Origin of the sequence: Gordonia sp. CPCC 206044 (genome assembly GCF_048537895.1) — a bacterium.
GTDB lineage: Bacteria > Actinomycetota > Actinomycetes > Mycobacteriales > Mycobacteriaceae > Gordonia.
Map to the genome: position 1 here is coordinate 340,159 of NZ_JBCLVL010000006.1, position 23,480 is coordinate 363,638.

General features: G+C 64.5%; 22 protein-coding genes and 2 pseudogenes. 12 read left to right on the top strand and 12 right to left on the bottom strand.

The window, feature by feature from the left end; genetic code table 11:
- The first annotated feature begins 26 nt into the window (after positions 1–26).
- Both AAFP35_RS12340 and AAFP35_RS12345 read left to right on the top strand, forming a co-directional pair.
- The gene (locus tag AAFP35_RS12340; RefSeq protein WP_419221903.1) at positions 27–1,535 is read left to right on the top strand and encodes a hypothetical protein; all 1,509 of its coding nucleotides are present in this window, start codon (positions 27–29) and stop codon (positions 1,533–1,535) included.
- Between the two features lie 52 nt (positions 1,536–1,587).
- Positions 1,588–1,926 (top strand): histone-like nucleoid-structuring protein Lsr2, encoded by a 339-nt coding sequence (locus AAFP35_RS12345; protein ID WP_419221904.1) that lies wholly within the window; start codon positions 1,588–1,590, stop codon positions 1,924–1,926.
- A gap of 100 nt (positions 1,927–2,026) precedes the next feature.
- Here AAFP35_RS12345 and AAFP35_RS12350 read toward each other — a convergent pair whose 3' ends face one another.
- Positions 2,027–2,644 carry a dihydrofolate reductase family protein gene (locus tag AAFP35_RS12350; protein WP_419221906.1) on the bottom strand — a complete coding sequence of 206 codons (618 nt, stop codon included), beginning with the start codon at positions 2,642–2,644 and terminating at the stop codon, positions 2,027–2,029.
- Between the two features lie 67 nt (positions 2,645–2,711).
- Positions 2,712–4,073, bottom strand: coding sequence for an HNH endonuclease (locus AAFP35_RS12355; protein ID WP_419221907.1), 1,362 nt, complete (start codon positions 4,071–4,073; stop codon positions 2,712–2,714).
- 543 nt (positions 4,074–4,616) lie between these two features.
- On the opposite strand from AAFP35_RS12355, the gene AAFP35_RS12360 reads away from it, so the two are divergent.
- Complete coding sequence (locus AAFP35_RS12360; protein ID WP_419221909.1) at positions 4,617–5,447, top strand: SDR family oxidoreductase; 831 nt, start codon at positions 4,617–4,619, stop codon at positions 5,445–5,447.
- Here AAFP35_RS12360 and AAFP35_RS12365 read toward each other — a convergent pair whose 3' ends face one another.
- Genes AAFP35_RS12365 through AAFP35_RS12380 form a run of 4 tightly spaced genes read right to left on the bottom strand, consistent with a single transcriptional unit; the run spans position 5,448 to position 10,606 of the window.
- Positions 5,448–7,079, bottom strand: a complete 1,632-nt coding sequence (locus tag AAFP35_RS12365; RefSeq protein WP_419221910.1) for an ABC transporter substrate-binding protein — start codon at positions 7,077–7,079, stop codon at positions 5,448–5,450.
- A complete protein-coding gene (locus AAFP35_RS12370; RefSeq protein WP_419221911.1) occupies positions 7,076–8,683 on the bottom strand; it encodes a dipeptide ABC transporter ATP-binding protein in 1,608 nt (535 codons plus the stop codon). The genes AAFP35_RS12365 and AAFP35_RS12370 overlap by 4 nt, the downstream gene beginning before the upstream one ends.
- 1 nt (position 8,684) lies before the next feature.
- The gene (locus AAFP35_RS12375; protein ID WP_419221912.1) at positions 8,685–9,536 is read right to left on the bottom strand and encodes an ABC transporter permease; all 852 of its coding nucleotides are present in this window, start codon (positions 9,534–9,536) and stop codon (positions 8,685–8,687) included.
- Positions 9,533–10,606 (bottom strand): ABC transporter permease, encoded by a 1,074-nt coding sequence (locus AAFP35_RS12380; RefSeq protein WP_419221913.1) that lies wholly within the window; start codon positions 10,604–10,606, stop codon positions 9,533–9,535. The genes AAFP35_RS12375 and AAFP35_RS12380 overlap by 4 nt, the downstream gene beginning before the upstream one ends.
- 174 nt (positions 10,607–10,780) lie before the next feature.
- Between AAFP35_RS12380 and AAFP35_RS12385 the strand changes: the two genes are divergently transcribed.
- The 4 genes from AAFP35_RS12385 to AAFP35_RS12400 all read left to right on the top strand — a co-directional run bounded on the left by AAFP35_RS12385 (position 10,781) and on the right by AAFP35_RS12400 (position 15,341).
- Positions 10,781–11,713 (top strand): luciferase, encoded by a 933-nt coding sequence (locus AAFP35_RS12385; protein ID WP_419221914.1) that lies wholly within the window; start codon positions 10,781–10,783, stop codon positions 11,711–11,713.
- 10 nt (positions 11,714–11,723) lie between these two features.
- A complete protein-coding gene (locus AAFP35_RS12390) occupies positions 11,724–13,034 on the top strand; it encodes an NtaA/DmoA family FMN-dependent monooxygenase (protein ID WP_419221915.1) in 1,311 nt (436 codons plus the stop codon).
- A 315-nt stretch (positions 13,035–13,349) separates the two neighbouring features.
- Positions 13,350–14,279 carry a TauD/TfdA dioxygenase family protein gene (locus AAFP35_RS12395; protein WP_419221917.1) on the top strand — a complete coding sequence of 310 codons (930 nt, stop codon included), beginning with the start codon at positions 13,350–13,352 and terminating at the stop codon, positions 14,277–14,279.
- Between the two features lie 45 nt (positions 14,280–14,324).
- Positions 14,325–15,341 (top strand): aldo/keto reductase, encoded by a 1,017-nt coding sequence (locus tag AAFP35_RS12400; RefSeq protein WP_419221918.1) that lies wholly within the window; start codon positions 14,325–14,327, stop codon positions 15,339–15,341.
- Positions 15,342–15,391: 50 nt separating this feature from the next.
- Here AAFP35_RS12400 and AAFP35_RS12405 read toward each other — a convergent pair.
- The 3 genes and pseudogenes from AAFP35_RS12405 to AAFP35_RS12415 form a co-directional block, all read right to left on the bottom strand.
- Positions 15,392–16,657, bottom strand: a pseudogene (locus AAFP35_RS12405) (cytochrome P450); the annotation flags it as partial.
- A gap of 63 nt (positions 16,658–16,720) precedes the next feature.
- On the bottom strand, positions 16,721–17,554 hold the full coding sequence (locus AAFP35_RS12410; protein WP_419221919.1) for a mycofactocin-coupled SDR family oxidoreductase: 834 nt from the start codon (positions 17,552–17,554) through the stop codon (positions 16,721–16,723).
- On the bottom strand, positions 17,551–18,195 hold the full coding sequence (locus AAFP35_RS12415) for a carboxymuconolactone decarboxylase family protein (RefSeq protein ID WP_419221920.1): 645 nt from the start codon (positions 18,193–18,195) through the stop codon (positions 17,551–17,553). The genes AAFP35_RS12410 and AAFP35_RS12415 overlap by 4 nt, the downstream gene beginning before the upstream one ends.
- Before the next feature lie 198 nt (positions 18,196–18,393).
- Between AAFP35_RS12415 and AAFP35_RS12420 the strand changes: the two genes are divergently transcribed.
- The 3 genes and pseudogenes from AAFP35_RS12420 (at position 18,394) to AAFP35_RS12430 (ending at position 19,788) form a co-directional block, all read left to right on the top strand.
- Positions 18,394–19,023, top strand: coding sequence for a TetR/AcrR family transcriptional regulator (locus AAFP35_RS12420; RefSeq protein ID WP_419221921.1), 630 nt, complete (start codon positions 18,394–18,396; stop codon positions 19,021–19,023).
- 172 nt (positions 19,024–19,195) lie between these two features.
- Positions 19,196–19,513, top strand: a pseudogene (locus AAFP35_RS12425) (SDR family oxidoreductase); the annotation flags it as partial.
- A gap of 62 nt (positions 19,514–19,575) precedes the next feature.
- Positions 19,576–19,788 carry a ferredoxin gene (locus AAFP35_RS12430; protein ID WP_419221922.1) on the top strand — a complete coding sequence of 71 codons (213 nt, stop codon included), beginning with the start codon at positions 19,576–19,578 and terminating at the stop codon, positions 19,786–19,788.
- Between the two features lie 25 nt (positions 19,789–19,813).
- Here the strand turns inward: AAFP35_RS12430 and AAFP35_RS12435 are convergent, their stop codons facing one another.
- From AAFP35_RS12435 to AAFP35_RS12445, 3 genes are read right to left on the bottom strand one after another with little or no spacing between them, the layout of a single operon-like run.
- On the bottom strand, positions 19,814–20,299 hold the full coding sequence (locus AAFP35_RS12435) for an SRPBCC family protein (protein ID WP_419221923.1): 486 nt from the start codon (positions 20,297–20,299) through the stop codon (positions 19,814–19,816).
- A gap of 3 nt (positions 20,300–20,302) precedes the next feature.
- Complete coding sequence (locus AAFP35_RS12440; protein ID WP_419221924.1) at positions 20,303–20,644, bottom strand: ArsR/SmtB family transcription factor; 342 nt, start codon at positions 20,642–20,644, stop codon at positions 20,303–20,305.
- A 15-nt stretch (positions 20,645–20,659) separates the two neighbouring features.
- Positions 20,660–21,013: a winged helix-turn-helix transcriptional regulator gene (locus tag AAFP35_RS12445; protein ID WP_419221926.1), complete on the bottom strand. Its 354-nt coding sequence runs from the start codon at positions 21,011–21,013 to the stop codon at positions 20,660–20,662.
- Between the two features lie 95 nt (positions 21,014–21,108).
- Between AAFP35_RS12445 and AAFP35_RS12450 the strand changes: the two genes are divergently transcribed.
- Together AAFP35_RS12450 and AAFP35_RS12455 are read left to right on the top strand one after the other, a co-directional pair.
- Positions 21,109–21,885 (top strand): NAD(P)H-dependent oxidoreductase, encoded by a 777-nt coding sequence (locus tag AAFP35_RS12450; RefSeq protein ID WP_419221927.1) that lies wholly within the window; start codon positions 21,109–21,111, stop codon positions 21,883–21,885.
- Between the two features lie 76 nt (positions 21,886–21,961).
- A complete protein-coding gene (locus tag AAFP35_RS12455; RefSeq protein ID WP_419221929.1) occupies positions 21,962–23,311 on the top strand; it encodes a DoxX family protein in 1,350 nt (449 codons plus the stop codon).
- The last annotated feature ends 169 nt before the right edge of the window (positions 23,312–23,480 follow it).

Consider the following 23,480-nt stretch of genomic DNA (forward strand, 5'->3'; position numbering starts at 1 on the left):
GACACCACAACCGAAGGCCAACTCGCATGAACCGCAAGAAGACCACAACGATCATTGCCTCGACAGGCGTGCTGCTGGCAGCGTTGCTCGCAGCGCAGACAACCGGGGTGCTGGCCTCCTGGCAGACGTCGGTATGGGCCAACGCGCCGTTCGGGCGCGCACAAGTCGCGCACGAAGGCTACGCTCGTGCGCTCGGTGGGCAGCACACCGGCGACGACGGCACGTACTTCCCGGCATTCGCCGAGCGGACGCACCTCAACCCCGGTGACTCCGGCGTCATCCCAGGTGAGATCTTGCGAGAAGGTGGCGGCTACCACGGGTACGCAGCGGCAAGCGTCCAAGCGAAATTCGATCCCTACGAGGGTGGCTCAGCAACAGCCGAACTCGACGAGTTCAGGATCATCTACAACGACCCGGCGAATGGGATGCATCTCAATGCGCCTATCCGGGCGTCGGTGAACTGCCCGACCGATGGTACTGCACCGTCGGTCACTCCGCCGACAGGAACTTTCGATATCCAGGGAACCCCGTTGACCATTCCGGCCCCGAACGCGAAGGCCAGTGCGAAAGGTGGGAACTGGTGGTTCCATGAGACTCTCGGCGAGCTCGAGCACATCCAGGTGGTGACCGAAACCACCGCAAGTTCGACGCTGATCATGCACGCCAGTGGTTGGGTAGCTGGACCACGGTACTGGTGGAGTGACCACGTCCTGACTCAGGTCTCCTGCAGCACGACCGGCGGTGCTCCCCCGGCCGCACTGACATCTGGTGGACCCGATGGATCCGCGTCGGACAGCCAACCGCCGATCGTCGACGACGCGGAATCGGATCCCGACACCGTCGTTCCATCCGAACCGGATGCTGACGGACCGGAGATCGCAGACAGCAGCAATGGCGGCCATGCCATCGCCGACGAGAGCGAGGACGGCGACCACTCCGCTCCCCCGGACAAAGTCGGTGCGCCACTACCTATTCCGGGGCCGACGACACCCAGCGACATCCGTCCCCATGAGGAGTTCGCCGTGATCGACCGCAAGGGGACCCTGCTGGGCCGCGCCACGATCACCGACGTGCGGTCTCGTGCGGCCGAGGTCGGTGACCCTGCCACTGTCGCGGTGAGGATGTCGATCAGCACCTCTGACGTCTCCGACGACCAGCGGCTGTCGGCGCTGGCGTCGGACAGTTTCCGCCAGGTGCTGCCCGGCGACGACACCGCACCGGTCGACGCAGCAGACGGCACCCATGGTCCGGCGATGCCGGAGTCGTTGCAGCCCAACCAGACCTACGAGGGATGGGTGACATTCGCCGTCGACCATGGGCGTCAGATTGTGATGTGGCTGCCGAACGGGACCGCGGGTTGGCGGTTGAACCTCCCGAGCGCGGCGGTCGCGGCGCCTCCAGCGGTGACATCGCCGCCGACTGACCCAGTGACTCCGCAACCGTCTGCGCCCCCTACACCTGACATGCCTGCCGCAACGATGCCTGCCGAATCATCCGGCAAGGAGGATTCGTCGCGAACGGAGGGTCCGCCATGACCGTCGTCGTTTGCGCCCCATCCACCTTCCACCTTCCACGAAAGCCCATGTAATGGCCGAGAACTTCATCCTCCAGGTCGCCGGCGACATCGATGGTCCAATCGGAGACCACGAAACGGTTCGATTCGTGGTCGACGATGAGACGAACGAGTTCGACATCAGCCTCGAGCGGGCCGACGAGTTCCGTCGTCTCCTCGAGAGTTTCATCGACATAGCCAGGCCTGCCGAGGTCGCGCCTGCGCCTACAGAGCGCCCGTCTGTCGAACACGGTCACACCGCAACCCGGAACTGGGCCATCCGAACCTGGGCCTGGGAACACGGATATCGGGTCGCGGACCGCGGACCGATACCGGGCGAGATCGTCGCGCTGTACGACGCGGCGCAGGTGTGATCGACCGACCGCGGAGGCTTCAATCAGACGCGGACGTAGCAGCGTCCAGGTTTGCGTGGAAGGTCCGCGGATAGGCGGTGGCGGGGCGTGCGGGTGCCCGTCAGGGGTGGACGTCGTAGGTCAGGTGGGTGGCGGTGGACGTCACCACCACATCTCGCTGGATCAGGGTGCGCGCAGACCGTGGACCGGTGAACAGCGGTGTGCCACCGCCGAGTACGACGGGCGCGAGATGAAGTGAGAGAACATCGACGAGGTCATCGTCGAAGGCCGAGCGGATGGTCGCGCCACCTCCCATGACCACGACATCGAGATCGGTCCCCTGCTCGGTGCTCGCGTCCTGAGCGCGTTGACGTGCCACACCGACGGCTTCGGTCATCGTGGTGACGAACGTCCAGTCGAGGCCGGTGAGACGCATCGTTGTCGGTGGCGAGCCGGTCACCACCACGAACGCAGGTCTGCCGACCTCTTCGGCGCCATAACCGACGTCGTCGTTCCAGCCATTTGGACCGTCGACGAGGTCGAAGAGCCGGCGACCCATGACAACCGCGCCCGACCGGGTCGTCGAAGACTGCAGCAGACGACGGTCGTCGGGGTCGTCCGAGAACGCCCAATGGTGCAAGGGTTCGCCGCCGGTGCCCAGCCCATTGTCGGGGCCGGGATCTGGCCCGGTGACATACCCGTCCAGGGAAACCGAGATGTCGGCGACGATGCGTGTCATGTAGAGGTAGACGCGGCAACCGGCCGGAACTCATCGTGGTCGAACGGACACGGCTGTCCGCGTCGGGTCACCGCGCAGGACGCACAACGATCACTCGACCCGACCGGGAATCGCGCCAGGTGATCGAACGGTCCGTATTCATCGTGGGAACCCACGTCCCCAGATGTTTGCGCTGGTGATCGGGACGACACATGGGTGCGGCGTTACCCCGGACCGTCCAGCCGCCACCGAGTGGGTCTGCATGGTCGAACGGGACCAGATGATCGATCTCGCACTCGTGAAACGGCCGGTTGCAGTACGGATAGACGCAATGGCGGTACGTGCGCTCGAGGTGGCGTCGCAACGCCGCCGACGGCGCATAGGTGAGGGCGCCTGGTGGCGGTCGTTGAAGGCCACCGTGCCCGCTCCGGTCCAGCGGCGGCGCAGGGCCTGACGACCCACCAGGTGCGTCGGTGACGATCGGATCAGCGCTCATTCCGTCATCGACGCGTCGGATACGTGTGGCCACACCCGCAATCGTCTCGGCGTGCACACGATCGATTGGTCCGTACCCCGACAGGTACGGCACCCGCACCTGCGGATCGACGACCACGATGATCTCCGATGGCGGCGGGGTCACCGCACCGGACGGATCCGGGCGCGGAGTATGGCGAGGACAATCGTGGTCGCCGCATTCACACCGCAAGCGGACGCCGGGCGTCTCGGTCAGTTCACCGAACGCGACCACCCGCTGCTGTCCGACCGTCCGCGGGTCACGACTGCACAGCCGTGCCTCGATCAACGCGATGATCCGCTTGGCCAGATGCACCCCGTACTCGGCGGGCACACACGCGTCGATCGTCGAATGACCATGCGCCTCAGCCGTGATCGTGACGTTCTGGTGGAGGTCGGTGAACTCGGCTCGCTCGTCGACCGCGACGTCGGGCTGGGCCTCGATCACCATCTCGTCGAGGTTCTCGCGCAACACGTTGTCGTTCACGGCTTGATCGGCCAGCTCGACGACCTGATCGAGCGCATCGTCGCGTTGCCGCTCGTCGAACCGCAAGACAGCGCGAGCCATCAACGTGACCCGGTTGACGCTGTACTCGCCGGCCAGGAAGCGCAGGCGCAGCCGCGGAAGGTCTTGGAGCAACGTCGCCAGTTCAATCCACCGGCCGGCCATCGACTTCGACACCCCGAAGCGGAGTGACACTTCGCCGACCGCAGCCTTGTCGGCGGCATTGCCGATCCGCGGGTTGATGGCGGATTCTTGCGCGATGATCCGCTCGAAGGATGCGCGGCCGACCCGGTAGGCGGCAAGGATCTTGCGGGCAGCGGCTTGTCGTTCCAGTCGCTGCGCTTGGAGTCCGGCATCACCCAGGTCCGATTCGGTCATCGCCGACGACGCCAACACGGCGTCGTCGGCGACGGAATCGGAATAGCACAGCATGACAGGCATCCTTGGTAGACGAACACGAACAAACCCGCGTCAACGTGAACCCGCATCAAGTGGCTGACCTGCATCAAATGAACTGATTCGACCATAGCGCGCGGTACCGACAGAAAGCTCGGCGAGAGTAGACCGTCGCGACGCTGTCCGGCCGTGGGGTTTCCCGCGGGCTCGGTGGTCGGATACAGACGGGACCCCCTCCGCGACGGGTGCCGATGGCACGTCACGACTGTACGAGGACGACGGTCGCTCCGATGCTCACCGCTTCGGCGAACGTAGATGGACGACGTTCGAGAGGAGCGACGAGACAAGCGAATCATCGGTCACGACAACAGGTTCCAGTGATCATCGCCGCGCACCCATCGCGCCCATCGCACGCGTCGATCTGATCGGCCCGCGCGGCCGCGGTCGCTGTGACCATGCGTTAGTCGGCGATGGCGGCTTTGCCGGGAACCTCTTGTCGCTGACATCGGGACCGTCGACGATCCCGCCGGTTGCGGACCCGTCGTCGACGAAAACTGAAACACGTTCTAGTCTGTCGTCATGGAGATGACTGGAAAGTCGATACTCGTGACCGGCGGTGGCAGTGGTATCGGAGCGGGGGTCGCGACAGCGCTCGCCGCACAAGGCGCCACGGTGACGATCGTCGGACGGACGGCCGACCGCCTCGAGGGCACCGCTCAACAGATAGCGACCGCCCATCCGGACGCACCGGCCGTGCATTCCCATCCGGCGGACGTGACCGACGAAGAGCAGATCGCTGCCGCGGTTGCCGCCGCCACCGAACACGGTGGCGGGCTTCATGGTGTGGTCGCTTGCGCGGGCGGTAGCGAGACCATCGGGCCCGTCACCCAGATAGATTCCGCGGCGTGGCAACGGACTGTGGAACTCAACGTCAACGGCACCATGTACACCCTGAAACATGCTGCACGGGAACTGGTTCGCGGCGGCGGCGGATCGTTTGTCGCGATCTCGTCGATCGCGGCCAGCAACACACATCGGTGGTTCGGCGCATACGGCGTCACCAAGTCGGCGGTCGATCATCTCGTCGCGCTCGCGGCCGACGAACTCGGTGCCAGCCGGGTGCGGGTCAACGGGATTCGGCCCGGCCTGATCCGCACCGACCTCGTGACCATGATCCTGGACGACCCAGCGCTGAGCGGGGACTACCGCGATAGCACGCCGCTCCCCCGCGTCGGTGAGGTCGAGGACATCGCCGACCTCGCCTCATTCCTGCTCGGCGACCGTTCCACCTGGATCACCGGTCAGGTCATCAACGTCGACGGCGGCCAGATGCTGCGGCGTGGACCGGATTTCACCTCGATGCTCGAGCCTGTGTTCGGCAGCGATGGCCTGCGTGGCGTGGTCGAATAGCTAGTCGACCGGTTGGGCACTCCCCATCCAGGCACCGTAGAACCACGGGACCCCGTTGACCGCGTTGTCGAGTCCTCGCACCGCCGGAGCCACCCCGAAGATCTGGGTGTCCTGCAGCAATGGGACCGTATACGCATTGTCGATGACGTAGTCGGCATACTGCTCGACGAGATCGTTGCGCTTCACCGGATCGACTTCCACAAGCTGGGCCCTCAGCAGTCTGTCGATCTCGGGATCGGCACCAGACAGCGCGTACAGGTCGCCCTTGGAACTGCCATAGTTCTGCCACAGTCGGACGGCGTCCGGGGTGGGCCAGCCGTTGCGCCGCAACGCGACGTCGTCGGCAATGCTCGCCGTCGGGTAATTGGCGAAGTCGGTCTGTCGAACCACGAGGTCGATCCCCACCCGCCGTAGCTGCCGCTGGATCAACTCGTACAGAGGGCGTGCGGTGTGGTCGTACACATCCACGTAGATCAGCAGCGACAGGCGCTTGCCATCCTTCACTCGATACCCGGCGCCGTCACGGCGTGTCCACCCGGATGCGTCGAGGAGTCGCGCCGACTCCCGCGGATCGAAGCGGACCGCGTCCGACCTGTCCTTGAAGCCCGGGAACTGCGGCGTGAGAATGCTGGTGGCGGGTTTCCAGTTGTCGGTGTAGAGGGTGGAGATGAGTTCGTCACGGTCGATGCCGAAACCGATGGCCCGGCGGACGTTGATGTCCTGCACGAACGGCGCCGTCTGCCGGATGTCGAGGGTGTTCGTGAGTCCTGCCTTGCGGAGACCTCTGACGTCGAAACCCTCTTGGGAGAGCAGCTTTTCGTCTGGTGGCTGGGTGTATCGGATCACGTCGGCCTGGTGGGCACGCAGCGCACCTACGCGCACACTGTCCTCGGTGACCGGAATGACGGTCACCGTATTCAGATATGCCTCCCCGCGGTGCGGAGATGTCGCAGGCGCCCAGTCGTATCCGCGTCGCTTGCGCAACACCACCTTCTTGTCCGGCACTTCCGATTCGACGTAGAAGGGGCCGGTCCCGATCATGTTGGTCGGCACCGACTGTTCCTCCTTGCTCGCCGCGATGGTGGCATCGGCGACGAGGCCGGTGGTGTTCACCGAGAGCAGCGGGATGAATGGCGCGTAAGGCTCGGGGAGCGACACCCGGACTGTTCGGGTGGCGTTGTCGGCGACGATCGATGTCACCTTCGGGAAGATCGGGTTGGCGATGATCCCGTTGGCCTTGTCGCCGTTCGCCTGCCATTCGAGGTTGCGCTTGACGCTCTGCGCGTCGAGCGGCTGGCCATTGCTGAAGGTCACGCCGGGACGGATGGTGAAGACGTACTCGCGGCCGTCGGGCGACGTCGTCCATTTCTCCGCAAGCCATGGGACGAACCGATACGTCTTCGGGTCCTGGTAAACGAGCCGATCGACGACCTGGTCCCGGACGAGGCTGTTCTGCCAGTATCCGACCTGCATCTGCATCGACGCCAATGCCTCGGCATCCAGATAGACGAGGTCCCCACCGCGGGATACCGACTCCGGCCGGGTCCGATCGGTCTGCGCAGCACAAGAACCGAGGAGCGTCACGGCGAGTGCGGCGGCGACCGACAGGCGCGCGAATCGATAGGCGATCACGCGGCACGCTCCTGTATCGATCGCGGCACGGCCGCGAGCAGACGTTGCGTATACGCGGCTTCAGGAGCGTCGAACACCTCCCTGGTGGGCCCCGTCTCGACGAGTCGCCCCTGCTGCAGGACGCTGACGTCGTCGGAGATCTGCCGAACCAGGTTGAGGTCGTGCGAAATGAACAACAACGTCAGGTCGAGTTCGCCCTGCAGGCCGAGAAGCAGATCCACGGTCTGAGCCTGAACGGTCACGTCCAAGGCGGAAGTCGGTTCGTCGAGCACCAGGATTCGGGGGCCGAGAATCAAGGCCCGCGCCAGCGCGACACGTTGACGTTGGCCGCCGGAGATCTCCAATGGCCGCCTGCCGGCGATGTCTGCAGGCAGTCCCACACGTGTCAGCTCTTCGACCGCACGTTCCCGTCGCTCCCGTCGGGATCCGATCCGATTGATCACCAGTGGTTCGGCGACCGCGTCGGCGATGGACAGTCTCGGATCGAGCGATGCCAACGGATTCTGCTGGACCAGCTGCAGGACATGTGCCCGTGCCCGTCGCGCGCGTGGGGTCGCGACGGCGTGCGCCCGTAGTTCGTCGTCCTCGACGAGGATCCGACCGGCATCATAGGGTGTGAGGCCGGCGAGGATACGTGCGAGAGTGCTCTTACCCGAACCGGATTCGCCGACCAGGGCGTGCACGCTGCCCGAGGTCACCGAGAACGTCACATCGTCGAGAACCAGGTTGTGCCCGTATGCCTTCGAGACTCCATGGAGGTCCAGGACCGAGCGACCGTCGGGGCGGTCGCGCACGAACTTGTCCGGTGACAGCGCAGGCGCATCAGCGATCAGCTGCCGGGTGTAATCGTCGGTGGGATCGCGGAGTACCGACACGGTGTTCCCCTGTTCGCGGACGATGCCGTTGCGCAGCACCACGACGCGGTCACTGTGGTTCTCCGCCAACGCCAGATCGTGGGTGATGAAGATGATGCCCAGCCCCCGCTCGGCGCGCAGGTCGTCCAGCAGGTCGAGAATGCGACGCTGCACCGTGACGTCGAGCGCCGACGTGGGTTCATCGGCGATGAGGAGCTCGGGATCACCGGCAATCGCTTGGGCGATCAGAGCGCGCTGCAACTGTCCGCCGGACAGTTCGTGAGGATAGTGGCGCGCCTTGGCCTCGGGATTCACGATGCCCACGCGGTCCAGCAGATCCACCGCACGGGAGGTGGCGTCGCGCCGGCTGGCCAACCCGTGGGTGATGAGTACCTCGGCGACCTGATCGCCGATCCGTTTGAGCGGGTCCAGCGATCCGAGCGGATCCTGTGGGACGAAACCGATGGTGCGGCCACGCAATCCACGCCACTCCCGTTCCGTCAGATGGGTGATGTCGCGGTCGTCGAGGGCCACCGAACCGTCAACGATCCGACCGTTGTGCGGCAACAGACCGAGTATGGCGCGGGCGATCGTGGACTTACCGGAGCCGGACTGGCCGACCACGGCCACCACCTGCCCGCGGCGGACGTCGAACGAAATGTCGTCGACGATGGGCCGGCCGCCCAGCGCACTGGTCGCGGTCCGGTAGTCGACGCTCAGGTTCGACACCGACAGAACGTTTTCGGACATGTCAGCCCACTTTCTTTCGGATGATGTGTGCGACGCGGCTGAGGCTCAGCACGGCCAGCACGATCGCAATGGAGGGGAAGATGATCAGCGACGGTTGCGTGTTGATGTAGTTGCGACCCTCCGAGATCAACAGCCCCCACTCGGGGTTCGGCGGCTGTGCCCCGTATCCGAGGAAGCTCAACGATGCGATCGCCAGGATCGCGGTGCCGAACTGCAGAGCTGCGAGCGACAGCACCGACGAATACGCGTTGGGCAGTACATGACGCAGGAGCAGGCGGCCGTGTCCCGCGCCGAGATGCTCGCTGGCCTCCACGAAGGGCAGGTGTCTGATGGCGAGAACTTCCGATCGCGCGAGTCGGGCGAACACCGCAACCGAGGACACACCCACCGCGATCGCCGCATTCACGGTGCCGAAGCCCAGCGCGACGATGATCGTGATCGACAGCAGCAGGGTCGGGATCGACAACAGCACGTCCACCACACGTCCCACCACACCGTCGACCGCACGGCCGAAGTACGCCGCCAGCAGACCCAGGGCGGTTCCGACGACGAGGCCGATCGCGACGGCGATGAACGAGCCGCTGATGGTTGCCGCCGTACCCGCGATGACGCGGCTGAGGAGATCGCGTCCGATGTAGTCGGTGCCGAACGGATGCGCCGGGCTCGGATTGCTCAGCGGCGCTCCGACGTTCTCCTGCAGCGGATCATACGGGGCGATCACCGTGGGTGCGACGATGGCCGCGGTGATGAGTATGAGGATCACCAACGCCGGGTAGTCCCAGGGGCCGAGAGAACCGGTGACCCGGTTGGTCCGTGAACGGATGTGCGGCACTGCCCCGGTGATCGTGGTCATGCGCCGGCCTCCTGTATCCGTCGGGGGCGCCGGCCGAGGGGTGCCCGCCGGGCCTGTGTGCGGATACGTGGGTCGATGACGGGATACAGCAGGTCCACGATCAGGTTGACCACCACGAAGGTCACCGACACCGAGATCACCACGGCCTGGATGATCGGCGTGTCCTGGTTGCGGACCGCGGTTTCGGTGAGGTGCCCGATGCCCGTGCGGTTGAACACCGTCTCGATGATCACCGAGCCCGCGAGCAGTTCACCGACGGTGATCGCAACGATCGTGACCGTCGGAATCGACCCGTTGCGCAGGATGTGACCGCCGATGATCCGGCGTTGCGACAATCCCTTGGCGCGCAGCACCTCGACGTAGGGTTGGCCCGCGGCGTTGGACAAACCCTGGATGAGGACCTGTGCGATCGGTGCCGCCACCGGAATCGCGAGTGGGATCGCAGCGACGAATGCAGAGCGGAATCCCTGGTCGATGACGGCGGACACCAAGCCGAGCCGGAATGCGATGAGCTGCAATGCGACCAGACCTGTCACGAATGCGGGAACGGACAGGAATATCGGCGGGATTCCGCGCGCAAAGCCCCGCAACCACGGCCACGGTGCGAACACGGCTGCGAGCGCGACGACCAGTCCGATCAGTGCAGCCAGCACAAAGGCGACCGTCGCCAGAGTGAGGGTACTCGGAATGGCATGTCCGAGAAGGCCGGACACCGGTTGCCCGGTGTTCAACGAGTAGCCGAGATCTCCTGAGAACAATCTCCTGATGGAGATCGCGAACTGCACGTAGCCCGGCTCGTCGAGACGATAGTACTGTCGAAGTGCATCGGCTTCATCGTCTGTGAGCGGGTTCTCGGGGTTCGAGATCTGGGTCTCGATCGGGTCACCCGGCAAGATGTTCAGGATGAAGAACACCGCCGAGTACGCGAGAACGATGACGAGCAACGACTGACCGATCCGTCTCACCCACCGGCTCTGGCCGGCGACCGTGAGGAATGTGAGTGCCGAATGCCGATGCCGCCCAGGGGCGATCGCGTGCGGTTCGGGCGGTTTGTACTGGGTGGTGGACACCAGGGGAAACCTAATGCGTCATCTGCCTGTCGCACAGGATTCGATGCTGAAGGAATAATTCCGAAACACCGGCGAGTCTGCTTAACAGTCGGTTCCCCGCGTGTGTGAGAAACATTGGCGTATCGATGATCTGAAGTCTTGTCAGAGCGCCGATCGCGAATATTCTTGGGCGTCATGAGTGACCTCGGGCATCCTCGTCCACATCCCACCGACCCAGCCCGGCGTGGTTCCATCGGCGTCGCCATCCGGGACAGCGAGGTGGCCGCTCTCGACGCCCGGGGTATCGCGTCGGTGGCGTCCCGACTCGACGGTGTCGTCGACTATTGGGTGCTCGGCTCCCAGCGGTCCGCGCCCGCCGTGGATCCGACGGTCGTAACGGCGATCGCCGCGCGGTACACCGCCCGACTCGGCTATGTGGTGGCGGCGTCGGTGCACCGCGATCATCCCTACAACCTGGCCCGGAGATTGCTATCGCTCGACCATGCGACTCGCGGTCAGCTGGGATGGCTGGCCACAGACTCCGATCCCGCGATCGGCTTCGGTACCACCGGCGACTCCTGGACCGATCATCGCCTCGGGCCTGACCACACCTCAGCAGCGATTGGTGCGGTCCGTGCGCTGTGGCGGTCTTGGCCGTTGGATTCTGTGGTGGCGGATCGCAAGCGAGGGATCTTCGTCGACACCGAGCGAGTGACCGCCGCCGACGTGGATGATCGCTACCGGATCGCCGGACCGTTGCCGCTCCCGGGCCCGAGGCAGAGCGCGATACCGGTATTCGGCCGCGGTATCGGGCCCACGAGTGACGGCAACCCGGACGTGGTGTTGTCGGAGATCTTCGTCGAGTTGCGAGACCACCCGGTGGTGCACGTCAACGCGCTGGACGACTTGACCCTCCCCGACGCCGCCGACGGACAACTCCTGACCGTGTCGCTGGGTGCCCTCGATGACGCGGTGGCGGCGGTGCGTCACCACCGCAAGCAGCAGGGGGATCCACCGCTCGCGCCCACGCTGCGTGCACGACTGGGCTTGCCCACACCCCCTGCACTCGATCTGGACGCACGGCGTCGGATCTTTCCCACCGCCGTACCGGTCGCCGGCAGAGTCTAGGAGGACACCGATGTCATCGCCCCACCCTCGATCGTTCGTCGTCAACGTCAACGTGCTCAATGTCGGCATTCACGCCGCAGCCTGGCAGCGGACCTCCGAGGAACCGACCGCCTTCGTAGACCCTGACTATTACGTCCGGCAGGCACGAATCGCCGAACGCGGAAAACTCGACGCGTTGTTCCTGGCCGACGGCCCGGCATTGCGTGAGAATCCCTCGGTCAAACCGTCACAGTCGTTGGAACCCAGTGTGATCTTGGCATCGGTGGCCGCCGAAACCGACCACCTGGGCATCATCGGCACGCTGTCGAGTACCTTCAACGACCCGGTCGAGCTCGCGCATCGGCTGTTGAGTCTCGACCGACTGTCGGGGGGCCGATTCGCCTGGAATGTGGTGACCACATACTCGCCGTCTGCCGGCGCCAACTTCGGACTCGATGATCTGCCGGACCGAGATGCCCGCTACCGGCGAGCCGCGGAGTTCGTCGAGGTGGTGCGGGGGCTCTGGAGCAGTGCCTTCACCGACGGCCTGCCCGGACCCGCACTACATCACGACGGCGAGTTCTTCACTGTGCACGGCAGATTGGACCAGGAGAGCTCACGTCAGGGTCATCCACTACTGGTACAGGCGGGCGGATCACCGCAGGGACGCGACCTGGCCGGAGCGATCGCCGACGCCGTGTTCTCTGCCGAGTTGGAGCTGGGGGCCGGCATCGAGCACTACCGCTATGTCAAGAATGCGGCCATTCGGTACGGACGGTCGGCAGGCGCGGTCAAGATCCTGCCCGGCCTGATCACCACGATCGGGAGTACGCACGAGGAGGCGCTGCGACGCGAGCGGGAACAAGATGAGCTGCTACCCAAAGGGTTTGCAGCCGAACGACTGTCGCAACTGTTCGGGGAGGACCTCGGCGCCCTCGATCCGGACAGTCCGTTTCCGGCGCACCTGCTGGCACCCGTCGCGGATCCGTCTCGCTTCGGTGGTTCCCTGGGCTTCCGTGAATCCATCGCGCGTCTGATCTCCACGAGGGATCTCACCGTCCGAGGAGCCATTCGCGAGTTCAGTGGAGCCGGCCATCGCGTCGTCGTCGGCACACCGGAGGACGTGGCGGACACACTCGAGCACTGGCATCTGGCCGGTGCGGCCGACGGTGTCAATTTGATGCCGGATGTGTTCCCCGACGGATTGGAGATCTTCGTCGACCAGGTGATGCCACTGCTACGCCGACGCGGCATGGTCCGACACGAGTACGGCGAGGACACCCTGCGCGAGCGGTTCCACGCCGAGCCTGCCCATCGCCGACGGAATCGTGGCGTTGCATGACCATGTCATCGAGCCGCGCTGCCGCCGATCAAGTGGTCGAGCTGCGCCGTCTCCGTTCGGGTGGTCGAGCCATCCGTTCGCCGTTCGGGTGGTCGAGCTGCGCCGTCTCCGTTCGGGTGGTCGAGCCATCCGTTCGCTGATCGAGTAGCCGAGGAGCGCAGCGACGAGGCGTATCGAGATCCCTCGCCCGACCACACCGAATTCCGCAGCAGGGCTGAAAGATCCACGTAGACGAAGACGGTTGTTGCGTCACACCGCATCCAGCACAGTTGAGGCGCACACACTGCCACTGCACCACATCCCAGGGAGCACATCATGACCGGAGTCCAAGAGAAGATCTCCACGATCACCGTCGCGCCGTCGGCCGGTTACATCGGCGCCGAGATCGGTGGCGTCGACTTACGTGAGGATCTCACCTCCGACGTTGTGGAGTTGATTCGCGACGCCCTCCACCGATACAAGGTGATCTTCTTTCGAGACCAACAGATCGGTCACCGTGAACAGATCGTATTCGCACGCCGTTTCGGCAAGGTGACGCCTGCTCATCCTCACGAAGAGAATCCGCCGGAGGGCTTTCCCGAGATCCTGCCCATCGACAGTCGGCGATACGAGCAGACACTGGGGCGCAAGAGGACGTCATACGACCACAGCTGGCACACCGATGTCACCGCCCTGGTCAACCCACCGGCAGCATCGATCCTGCGGGCCGACATCCTGCCGCCCTACGGCGGCGACACCGCCTGGACCAACCTCGAAGCCGCTTACGAGGGGCTTCCGCAACAACTCCGCGACTTCGTCGACACGCTCTACGTCAAACATCAGTTCACCACCCGGGCAGCTGTGGGTAGCCAACGGGAACGCAAAGTGGCCGAAGCTAATCTGGTCACCTACCACCCGGCTGTGCGGGTGCATCCGGACACCGGCAAGCGGTCACTGTTCGTGAGCCCCGGCTTCACCCGGGGCGCTGCGGAGATCCGAGGCTTCTCCCCCGACGTCAGTCGTCGACTCCTGGAACTCCTCTGGGCCGAGGCGACCCGGACCGAATACACGGTCCGGTTCCGCTGGGCGCCGGGCAGCGTTGCGTTCTGGGACAACCGATCCACGGCACACCTGGCGATCTCCGACGCCGCGCACCTCGACCACGACCGGGTGCTCTATCGCGTGACATTGGAGGGCGAGGTGCCGACCGGCGTCGACGGTCGCCGGTCGGAATCCGTCTCGGGTGCTGCATTTCTCGGGTCCTGACCCGTTCCACAGAGTCCACCTCCATCGAAAGGGAATGATCTGAACATGCCGATCACACAACAACGTCGCCTGGGGGCCGGGGGACCCGATGTGTCGGCCATCGGTCTCGGCTTCATGAGCTTCATCCGATCGGCCGACGCCGACGAGGAACGCACTGCCACCGCCCTGGTCTCCGAGGCGATCGATCAGGGTGTCACCCTGTTCGACACGGCCGACGTCTACGGACCGGAGTTCAGCGAGATCCTGCTCGGTCGTGCCCTGCGCGGACGGCGCGACTCGGTAACGCTGGCCACCAAGTTCGCCAACGCACTGGACAGAGACACCAACCCCGACGCACGTCCGCTCGACGGCCGACCGGACTATGTGCGCAGCGCCATCGAGGGGTCGCTGCGACGTCTCGGCGTCGATCACGTCGACCTGTACTACCAACATCGTGTCGACCCGCAGGTGCCTATCGAGGACACTGTCGGCGCTCTGAAGGAACTCGTGGAGGCAGGCAAGATCCGCTATATCGGGTTGTCGGAACCCGGTGCGCAGACCTTACGCCGAGCACACGCGGTTCATCCGATCACCGCGATCCAGAACGAATGGTCGGTGTTCACGCGTGACATCGAGACGGAGATCCTCACGGTGGCACGTGAGCTGGGCGTCGGCGTGGTGCCCTACTCGCCTCTGGGCCGCGGCTGGCTGACCGGGGCGATCACCAGCCCGGAAGACGTCGGTGTGCGGCGTGGACGCCATCCGCGGTTCGCCGCCGAGGTCTTCGACACGAATCGGCAGCTTGCCGACGAAGTCGGCTCCTTGGCACACGAATTGGGTGTGCGACCCGGACAGGTCGCGCTGGCCTGGGTCCTGGCCCGGGGTAACGATGTGGTGCCGATCCCGGGCACCCGCCACATCGAGTTCCTCCGTGAGAATGTCGCTGCCGTCGACGTGGTCCTCGACGAAACCCATCTCGCACGTCTGGACACGATTGCGCACAAGGTGTCGGGCCATCGGTCGATCCGTCCCGAACACCTGGGCGTCGAGGCTCCGTTGGCAGGTGCCACCCCTGCCAGTTGAGTGCGGAGGTCGGTCGGGTGGCTCGCCGACCCGACCGGCGGGCTCGCGTCGAACGTGATGTGCAGGTCCGTCAGTCCCCGGAGCAAGAACGTCGGCTCGTAGCCGATGCGGCGTTCGGCGCCGGTGCCATGGTGAGATTGGTCCAGTCGGATGTCACGCATGCGGTCGAGCAGCCGCTCGATGGTCACACGGCCTTCCACCCGCGCGAGCGGAGCGCCCGCGCAGGTGTGGATGCCGCGACCAAACGTGATGTGTTCGCGCCCATTCTCGCGGTCGAGGCGGAATTCGTTGGGGTCTTCGAACTTGCGCGGATCGCGGTTGGCGGCCCCGAGACAGAGCATGATCACGGCACCAGCCTGTACGTGCACGCCGCCGAGCGTCGTGGTCTTGCGTGCGAGCCGGAAGTCCACTTTCGTTGGACTCTCCAACCGCAACGCCTCCTCGATGAACGGCCCGATGAGGCGTCGGTTCTCACGTAGCTTGGCTTGAAGTTCCGGACGTTCGCACAGCATCAAGACCGCCGAGCTGAGCAGCTTGGTGACTGTTTCCTGGCCGGCCGCGAAGAGGAACGTGGCCGGCCGGACCACCTCGATGACCGGCGGCACGCTGCCGTCGGGATAGGTGGCCGATGCCAGCCCCCCGAGGATATCGCCACGCGGTGAGCTCCGGCGCTCCTCGATATAACCGGCGAAGAGATCGTCGAGATACTCCAACGGGTTGCTGCCCACCGGTTCGTGATCGAGTGCTCCCACCCGACTTCCCGGCGCATTCCCGGCACCGAGGTTGCGCCGGACCTCGTCGCGATCCCGGTCGGGCACACCGAGCAGATCGGCAATCGCCAAGGTGGCGAATGGCTTCGCGTATTCGCCGAGGAACTCGCAGCGCCCGTTGTCGATGAACTCGTCGAACTGCTGATCGGCCAGTGACCAGATGAACTCCTCGTTCTCCTTGAGCCGGCGCGGAGTGAGCAGGCGTAAGAGCAGCGACCGAGCCTTCTGATGATCTGGCGGATCCATGGTGACCATGTGCTCGAAGATCGGGAACTCGTGGCGATGCGCCTCGATGAGATTGGTGATGTCGTCGCCCACCGGCGTGAACGGCAACGGTGGAAACGGACCGCCAATCGAGTTGACCGCCGAGAACGCTTCGGTGTCCTTGAATGCCTCCTGAACCTCCGCGTACCCGGTCACGGCGACCACATCGTGAAATGGCTCGCGGGTGACCGGGCCGAGGTCGCGGAGCTGGTCCCAGAACTCGTACGGATTCTGGGACACTTCGGCATCCGAGAAGTAGTCGACAGCGGTGGGCTGGGTCATCGGTTACTCGAGCCTTTCGTGCGTGGAAGTGTGATCGGGACTAGCTGGGAAACGGTTTCGGTCTCAACGGACGGTGAATCCGGCATCGAGGGCCCATTGCGTACCGGTGATGAACTTCGCCTCGTCGGATACCAGAAACGCCACCGCGTTCGCGATGTCCTCGGGTTCGAGCATCTTGATCGGAAGAGCGTTCTGCATGCCGGAGATCGTGTTCGCCCCACCCGCTGCCGCTTGCTCCATCAAGGAGCGCATCGCGTCGTTGACGGTCATCCCTGAGGCCACTCCGGTGGGGTGAATCGTGTTGACCCGAATCCATTCTGGCGCCAGGCGATTGGCGAGACCCTGCATCAACCCGACGACGCCGCGCTTGGCCGACGCGTACGCATTGCCGCTGGCGTTCAATGACGCGGATGCCTTGATCCCCGCAGACGAACTGGTGATCACGATCGATCCGCCGCGGCCGCCTGCACGCAGAGCGGGCAGAGACGCACGGATGGTGTGGAAGACCCCGGTGAGATTGGTGTCGATCACGTCGTTCCACTCGGCGAGAAAATTCTCCGGATCCTCCGGCCCCATCTTGATGATCCCAGCGTTGGCGATGACGATGTCGACTCTGCCGAACTCGCGGTGTCCTGCGTCGAATGCTGCCGACAACGCGGTGAAGTCGCGCACGTCGACCTTGCGCGCCACGATGCGGCGGTCTTCCTTCTCGACGAGTCGGACCGTTTCGGCGAGGTCATCCTCGGATGCATTTGGATACGTCATCGACGGTACGTTCGCGCAGATGTCCACCGCGATGATGTCTGCACCCTGCTGCGCCAGCCGAACAGCGTGCGCTCGCCCCTGTCCGCGGGCGGCGCCGGTGATGAAGGCGACCTTGCCGTCGAGTGGTGTCATGAGGTGGCTCTTTCTGTTTCGGGGTGTCGAGCTGCCGTCACGCGTGCCCATGCCTGTTCTGTCGCGTCGTGCAGGGCCTCCGCCTTGGCGAATCCCGAGTACGCCGCCAGTTGCAGTACGACTTCGTCCATCTCGAGTTTGGTGATGTCGCCGGACTCGAGCGCCGAACCGGTGTGGGAGTGCAGCGGTGTCAGCGCATCGCAGACGGCGACGGATGCGACGGTGATGAAGCGGCGGTCGCGCCGGCTGAGTACGGGCCGTTGCCACACGTGGCCGAACACGAACCCCAAGATCCCGTCCTGGACGTACGGGGTCTCCGGAGCGGGCGCCGCGATGAGGTTCACATCTTCGAATTCCGTTGTGCCGCGACGGATGCGATCGGCCCGATCGTCACTGCAGAGAGCCGGGTCATCGAGTGAGCGGAGTGAACCGGTGCCACCTGCTTCCCGATCGATCGACGTCCAGGTCCGCCGCACCACCCCTTCGAGGTGCGATGCTTTCGGCCAACCGTTGTACACGGCGAAATGCAGGACGAACTCCAGTAGTTCGTCGACGGTCACATCGCCGCTGCGCAGGGCGGCGTCGACCTGATCTTCGATCGGTTTGTGCGCATCGGCAGCCCCGACGCAGGTCAGTGTCACCCACCGACGGTTTCGCCTACTCAGTCCTGGGCGTGTCCAGACCCGGTCGTGGAGCCAATCCCGCTGGGCTTGCAGAAACGGCGTGTCGACAGCGACTACGCCGTCCGTGGTCTGGTCCTCCATGTGTGATGCACCTCTCAGTGCGATGACTGAAGATTAAGGCATATGACCTAACGGTGTCCATGGTTTCATTGGTTCATGTTGTCCGAGGTGCGATCGCCCAAGCAGCAACTGATCCTGACCGCCGAACGCCTTTACGCGGTGCACGGCCTGGACGGAGTTGCCTTGCGGCAGATCGGCATCGAGGCCGGAATGGCCAACAAGTCGGCCGTGCAGTACCACTTCGGATCGAAGAATGGTCTGGTGCAGGCGATCATCGCGCATCGTGTCGATGATCTGGACCGACGTCGAGAATTACTGCTCGCGCGCGTCCGGCCTGGCGATCTCCGCGGCATCGTGGAGGCGCATCACCTACCCCTGATCGAGTTGGGCGAGGACGAGGACTGCTACTACCTGCAGTTCATCGAGCAACTCGAACGCAAGGTGCATCCGCTGCGCGAGATGCCGGAGGTCAACCGCCGGGTCGAGCAGGCCTATTACAGCCGGACCTCACATCTGCTGCGTGAGATTCCCGAGTCGTTGCGCCGGATCAGGATCATGCAGGCGTCCGCGACGTGCCTGTACGTATGCGCCGATCGGCACAGATCCAAGACGCTGGGCGAGGACGTGCCACGCTACGCGTTACACGTGAGTCAGCTCCTGGACACCCTCATCGCGATCCTGACGGTCGCACCGTCACCGGAAACGATTGCGGCGCTGGATATCTGATCGCAATGGCCGTTGACAGCGAATGTGGCCCGTGCCACACTCGCTTCGAGTGATCAGTCTTCTTCTGATGGATGCGGACCACGACAGATCGCCACTCGACCAATCAACGCGCGAAAGACGAGGTCGATCATGGCCGGTCGCATGGACTGCAAGGTGGCCTTCGTGACGGGAACTGCCCGCGGGTGCAGCCACGCCGTGCGGCTCGCCGAGTGGCTCTATCGTGCTGACAAGCTCCGTCGGTGGCATGAAAGTTTATCCGAACGCTGGGCACTACATCGCCGCGAAGCACGGGGTGATCGGGCCGATGCGCAGCTTCGCGGTCGAACTCGGGTCACAATCAATCCGCGTCAACTCGGTATTGCCGACGAACGTCAACACTCCTATGTTCATGAACGAAGGGACGATGAGGATGTTCCGGCCAGACCTGGAAAGCCCTGGACGCGACGACATGAAGGGCGTCGCGCAGATGATGCACGTGTTGCCCACCGGAGACCGTCGATGCGGCAAGTCTCTTGAAGTAGTTGTCGGACAAGGTATGCGGAGGTGTCATCAATGACTGATCGTCGACTGACAGTGTCGGTGGATGCCGACCTGTGTGAGGGCCACGGCATGTGCGTGCAGGTGGCCCCCGATGTCTTCGACCTCGGCGACGATGATCTGGCCGTCTGTGACGCGCACCCACCGGCCGCGACCGAAGAATCGGTCCGCGGTGCGGTGGGTGCGTGTCCTCGACAGGCGATCAGCATGACTGCCGAACCGGGATAGCCCGGGCGAGGACGTCATTCGCCTTTCAGCGGGCCAGCAAGTCGTCGATCTGGTTGATCGCGCCGGATGCGCCCTCGACGATTCCCATGTCGAGAACCTGTTGCAGCGCTTCAGGAGTCGCGTAGGTGCTCGAGTATGTCGCGACAGTACGTCCGTCGCGTTCGGCGAAGGTGTAGGTGTTGTTCGATTCCGGCATGGACTCGATGGGGTTGAAATTCTCATCGGCGAACCCGTCGCGGAAGGTGAACACGTGCGGTTCGTCGATCTTGTCGAGTACCCAGTAACCGGCGTGCTTGTCGCCTTCCGGTCCGGTCATGTAGTACGTGACCCGTCCGCCCGGGGTGAAGTCGTGCTCAACCACGGTTGCGGGGTATGTCGGTGGGCCCCAGATCTTCTCGAGCTGGCGGGGATCGGCGTACACCTGCCAGACACGCGCCGGAGAGGCGGCGAACTCTGCGGTGATCGTGAGTGAGCGGGTGTCGATGTCGTGGGTGACGTCGGTGACAGGCATGGATCAGTCCTCCGGTGTGGGTTCTGCTGCAATCAGTTCATCGATGCGCGCGATGCGTCCTCGCCAGACCTGTTCGAGCTCGGTCAACATCGTCGACACCGCGCGCACAGCGGTGACATCGCCGGTTGCGATTTGCTCACGACCTCGGCGTCGTTTGTTGAGCAACCCGGCGCGTTCGAGCACGGCGACGTGCTTCTGTACGGCGGCAAAACTCATGTCGTACTCGGCCGCCAGTACCGAGACCGAATGCTCGCCGGTCAGCACCCGACGCAGGATGTCGCGTCGGGTGCGATCTGAGAGGGCGTGGAACAGGGCGTCGGCCCGATCCTCTGCGAGTACGGTCACGCTCCTAACGTACAACTAATCGGTTGTACGTTCAAGGGTCGCGGCAGATTCTGCGTACTCTGCACCCCATTCGTCGAGCCACGCGACCGCCGGTGCCACGCTGCCACCCAACTCGGTGAGCGAGTACTCGACACGAGGCGGCACCTCGGCGTACACCGTGCGCGAGACGATCCCGTCGGCTTCGAGTTCGCGTAACTGCCGGGTGAGTACTCGAGGATTGACGGGCCCGACCAACCGCCCGAGCTCGCCGAAGCGTCGGGTGCCCTCCAGGAGTTGTTTGACGATCGTCAACTTCCACGCACCGCCGAGGACGGCGACGGCCACCTCGACCGGGCATACCTCCAAGGCGGATGCGACCGTCTTGCGCATACTGGACCCTCCTACCTCGATGCTTACCTTTGTGTCACTACTGGACAGATTAGTCAGTACTTGTCGAAACGCGCACTGCGTTCCATGGTGAGTGTATGACCACTGCGAAGCGCATTCTCTGGGTTCTGGCGAGTCCCGATCCCCAATCGTTGAACCGGGCACTGTTCGATGACGGCGTCGACCATCTACGCCGGCACGGTCACGTCGTGGACACCGTCGATCTCCATGCCGAAGGGTGGAATCCGGTGCTCTCCGATGACGACCATCGAGGTGCGTCGGGCGACACCTTGACCGAACGACAGCGTGTCGCCACGCATGAGTGCCGCCTGCCCGCCGACGTCCGACGTCAGCAAGAGCTGATCCTGTCCGCCGATCTGGTGATCGTCCAGTTCCCCCTCTGGTGGTACGGCATGCCCGCAATACTGAAAGGCTGGTTTGATCGGGTGTTCACCAACGGGTTCGCGTTCGGAGTCAGAGACGACGACGGCAAGATCCGGAAGTACGGCGACGGGGGGCTGGTCGGACGGAGGCTACTGCCGATCGTCACCGCAGGCGATCGATCCGAGTCATTGGGGCCACGCGGTATCAGCGGTGACATCACCGACCTCCTGTGGCCGTTGTTGCACGGCACCGCTCACTACACCGGGATGTCGCCGTTACGACCGCATCTCGTCAGCAGCGTGCACCACATGCAAGCGGACGGGTACGAGCTCCGCCGGGACGACCTGCGTCGCAGGCTCGACGATGCGGGTACCGAGGCCCCGCTGGCCTACCGACACCTACGCGGCGGCGACTACACCGAGTGGCACGAGCTGCGAAACGACATAGCGCCGCACACCATCGGATTCGCCGCTCACGTTTGCGGGCGCTGATCTCCCCCGAAAGTATGAGGGCCACTGCATCTGTGGGGCGATGTGTATCAGGAGGACGATTCCTAATGTCGTGACCATGAGTGCACTCGACACGCGGGCACCCGCCGATCTCCAGGACCCCGACGCACCGTCCACTGGGCGCTGGCACCCGATGACCACGATCGCCTTCCGGTTCGGCTACGCATACCTCTTGGCCTTCTGCCTGCTGTTCGCACAGATCACTTTCGTCTTCGCCGGGTTCATCGCACATCTGCTCCCGGACAACGCGATCATGTGGCAGATGCTCGCGGTCGAGCCCATCGTGGCGTGGGTGGGCCGGACCATCTTCGGCGTCGACGCCAGTCTGGATGTCACGTCCGGCAGTGGGGATCAGGCCATCATCTGGTTACTCGTATTCACGTTGTTGATCCTGGCCGCCGTTGCGACAGCGGCGTGGTCGGCGCTCGATCGCGGTCGCGAACACCATCGGCGACTGTGGGCGTGGTCGGCGACCGCATTGCGGCTGTTCCTCGGCGGGCAGATGCTGTTCTACGGATTCGCGAAATTCCTCCCGTCGCAGATGAGTCCGCCGTCGCTGACGGCGTTGCTGCAACCGTATGGTGACTTCAGTCCCGCGTCGGTGCTCTGGCTACAGGTGGGTAGCTCACCGATCTACGAGATCTTGCTCGGTTCCGTCGAGGTACTCGGTGGCGTGTTGTTGTTCGTGCCACGCACGGCCACGCTCGGTGCCCTCGTCAGCTTTGTCGCGATGGTCCAGGTCCTGATCCTCAACATGACATTCGACGTGCCGGTCAAGATCCTGTCCGCGCATCTGGTACTGATCGCGCTGGTCCTGCTTGCTCCACAGATGCGAAACCTGTTCGGGCTGTTCGTACTCCAGCGGCCTGCCGCTGCAGTGCCGCCGCCTCAGCTGTTCTCCCGACCCCGGCAGAAGAGGATCGCCGCATGGGTGCAGGTGTGCCTGGGCATCTGGGTGGCGATCGGTGCGGCATACATCAGCTGGACCGGCTTGCACGAGTACGGTGCCCGGGCGCCGAAACCGCCACTGCACGGAATCTGGGCAGTCGACGACTTCCGGATCGAGGGCCGGTCGAGCGCTCCTTTGACCACCGACCCGACCCGCTGGCAGCGACTCGTCTTCGACACCGACGGGGCGGCGACGGTGCAGATGATGGACGGTGCCCTGCACATGCTGCCGGCGCACGTCGACGAGGCGAGTCGGAGCATCGAGATCCCGGCGACGCCGTCGACCCGGCTGCCCTCGGCCACAGTGCGCTTCGACCGCCCCACCGATGATCGTCTACGGCTCGACGGCACCATCGACGGTGCGCCGACGACGGTCACGCTGCACCGGGTCGACCCGAATGCCTTCCCCCTGCGCAGTCGCGGCTTCCATTGGATTCAGGAGCAACCGTACTTCCGGTGAGGCCTGCCGCCCGTGACCGCCGGTCCGGCGTGACGTGGTGTTCTGTGCGACATGCTGGTCAGTGCGAGAGCCCGGCGTCCTTGCTGCCGTAGGCTTCACGCAGCCGCGGCTTGACCACCTTGCCGCCGGCGTTGCGCGGCAGCTCGTCGACGATGACCAGATCCTTCGG

Excerpts from the sequence above, each read along its gene's own strand:
- AAFP35_RS12445 (WP_419221926.1), bottom strand. The coding sequence starts at position 21,013 with ATGCGCAAGACGGTCGCATCCGCCTTGGAGGTATGCCCGGTCGAGGTG.
- AAFP35_RS12435 (WP_419221923.1), bottom strand. The coding sequence starts at position 20,299 with ATGCCTGTCACCGACGTCACCCACGACATCGACACCCGCTCACTCACG.
- AAFP35_RS12450 (WP_419221927.1), top strand. The coding sequence starts at position 21,109 with ATGACCACTGCGAAGCGCATTCTCTGGGTTCTGGCGAGTCCCGATCCC.
- AAFP35_RS12390 (WP_419221915.1), top strand. The coding sequence starts at position 11,724 with ATGTCATCGCCCCACCCTCGATCGTTCGTCGTCAACGTCAACGTGCTC.
- AAFP35_RS12350 (WP_419221906.1), bottom strand. The coding sequence starts at position 2,644 with ATGACACGCATCGTCGCCGACATCTCGGTTTCCCTGGACGGGTATGTC.
- AAFP35_RS12420 (WP_419221921.1), top strand. The coding sequence starts at position 18,394 with ATGTTGTCCGAGGTGCGATCGCCCAAGCAGCAACTGATCCTGACCGCC.
- AAFP35_RS12455 (WP_419221929.1), top strand. The coding sequence starts at position 21,962 with ATGAGTGCACTCGACACGCGGGCACCCGCCGATCTCCAGGACCCCGAC.
- AAFP35_RS12410 (WP_419221919.1), bottom strand. The coding sequence starts at position 17,554 with ATGACACCACTCGACGGCAAGGTCGCCTTCATCACCGGCGCCGCCCGC.
- AAFP35_RS12355 (WP_419221907.1), bottom strand. The coding sequence starts at position 4,073 with ATGCTGTGCTATTCCGATTCCGTCGCCGACGACGCCGTGTTGGCGTCG.
- AAFP35_RS12340 (WP_419221903.1), top strand. The coding sequence starts at position 27 with ATGAACCGCAAGAAGACCACAACGATCATTGCCTCGACAGGCGTGCTG.
- AAFP35_RS12345 (WP_419221904.1), top strand. The coding sequence starts at position 1,588 with ATGGCCGAGAACTTCATCCTCCAGGTCGCCGGCGACATCGATGGTCCA.
- AAFP35_RS12385 (WP_419221914.1), top strand. The coding sequence starts at position 10,781 with ATGAGTGACCTCGGGCATCCTCGTCCACATCCCACCGACCCAGCCCGG.
- AAFP35_RS12400 (WP_419221918.1), top strand. The coding sequence starts at position 14,325 with ATGCCGATCACACAACAACGTCGCCTGGGGGCCGGGGGACCCGATGTG.
- AAFP35_RS12430 (WP_419221922.1), top strand. The coding sequence starts at position 19,576 with ATGACTGATCGTCGACTGACAGTGTCGGTGGATGCCGACCTGTGTGAG.
- AAFP35_RS12395 (WP_419221917.1), top strand. The coding sequence starts at position 13,350 with ATGACCGGAGTCCAAGAGAAGATCTCCACGATCACCGTCGCGCCGTCG.
- AAFP35_RS12360 (WP_419221909.1), top strand. The coding sequence starts at position 4,617 with ATGGAGATGACTGGAAAGTCGATACTCGTGACCGGCGGTGGCAGTGGT.
- AAFP35_RS12370 (WP_419221911.1), bottom strand. The coding sequence starts at position 8,683 with ATGTCCGAAAACGTTCTGTCGGTGTCGAACCTGAGCGTCGACTACCGG.
- AAFP35_RS12375 (WP_419221912.1), bottom strand. The coding sequence starts at position 9,536 with ATGACCACGATCACCGGGGCAGTGCCGCACATCCGTTCACGGACCAAC.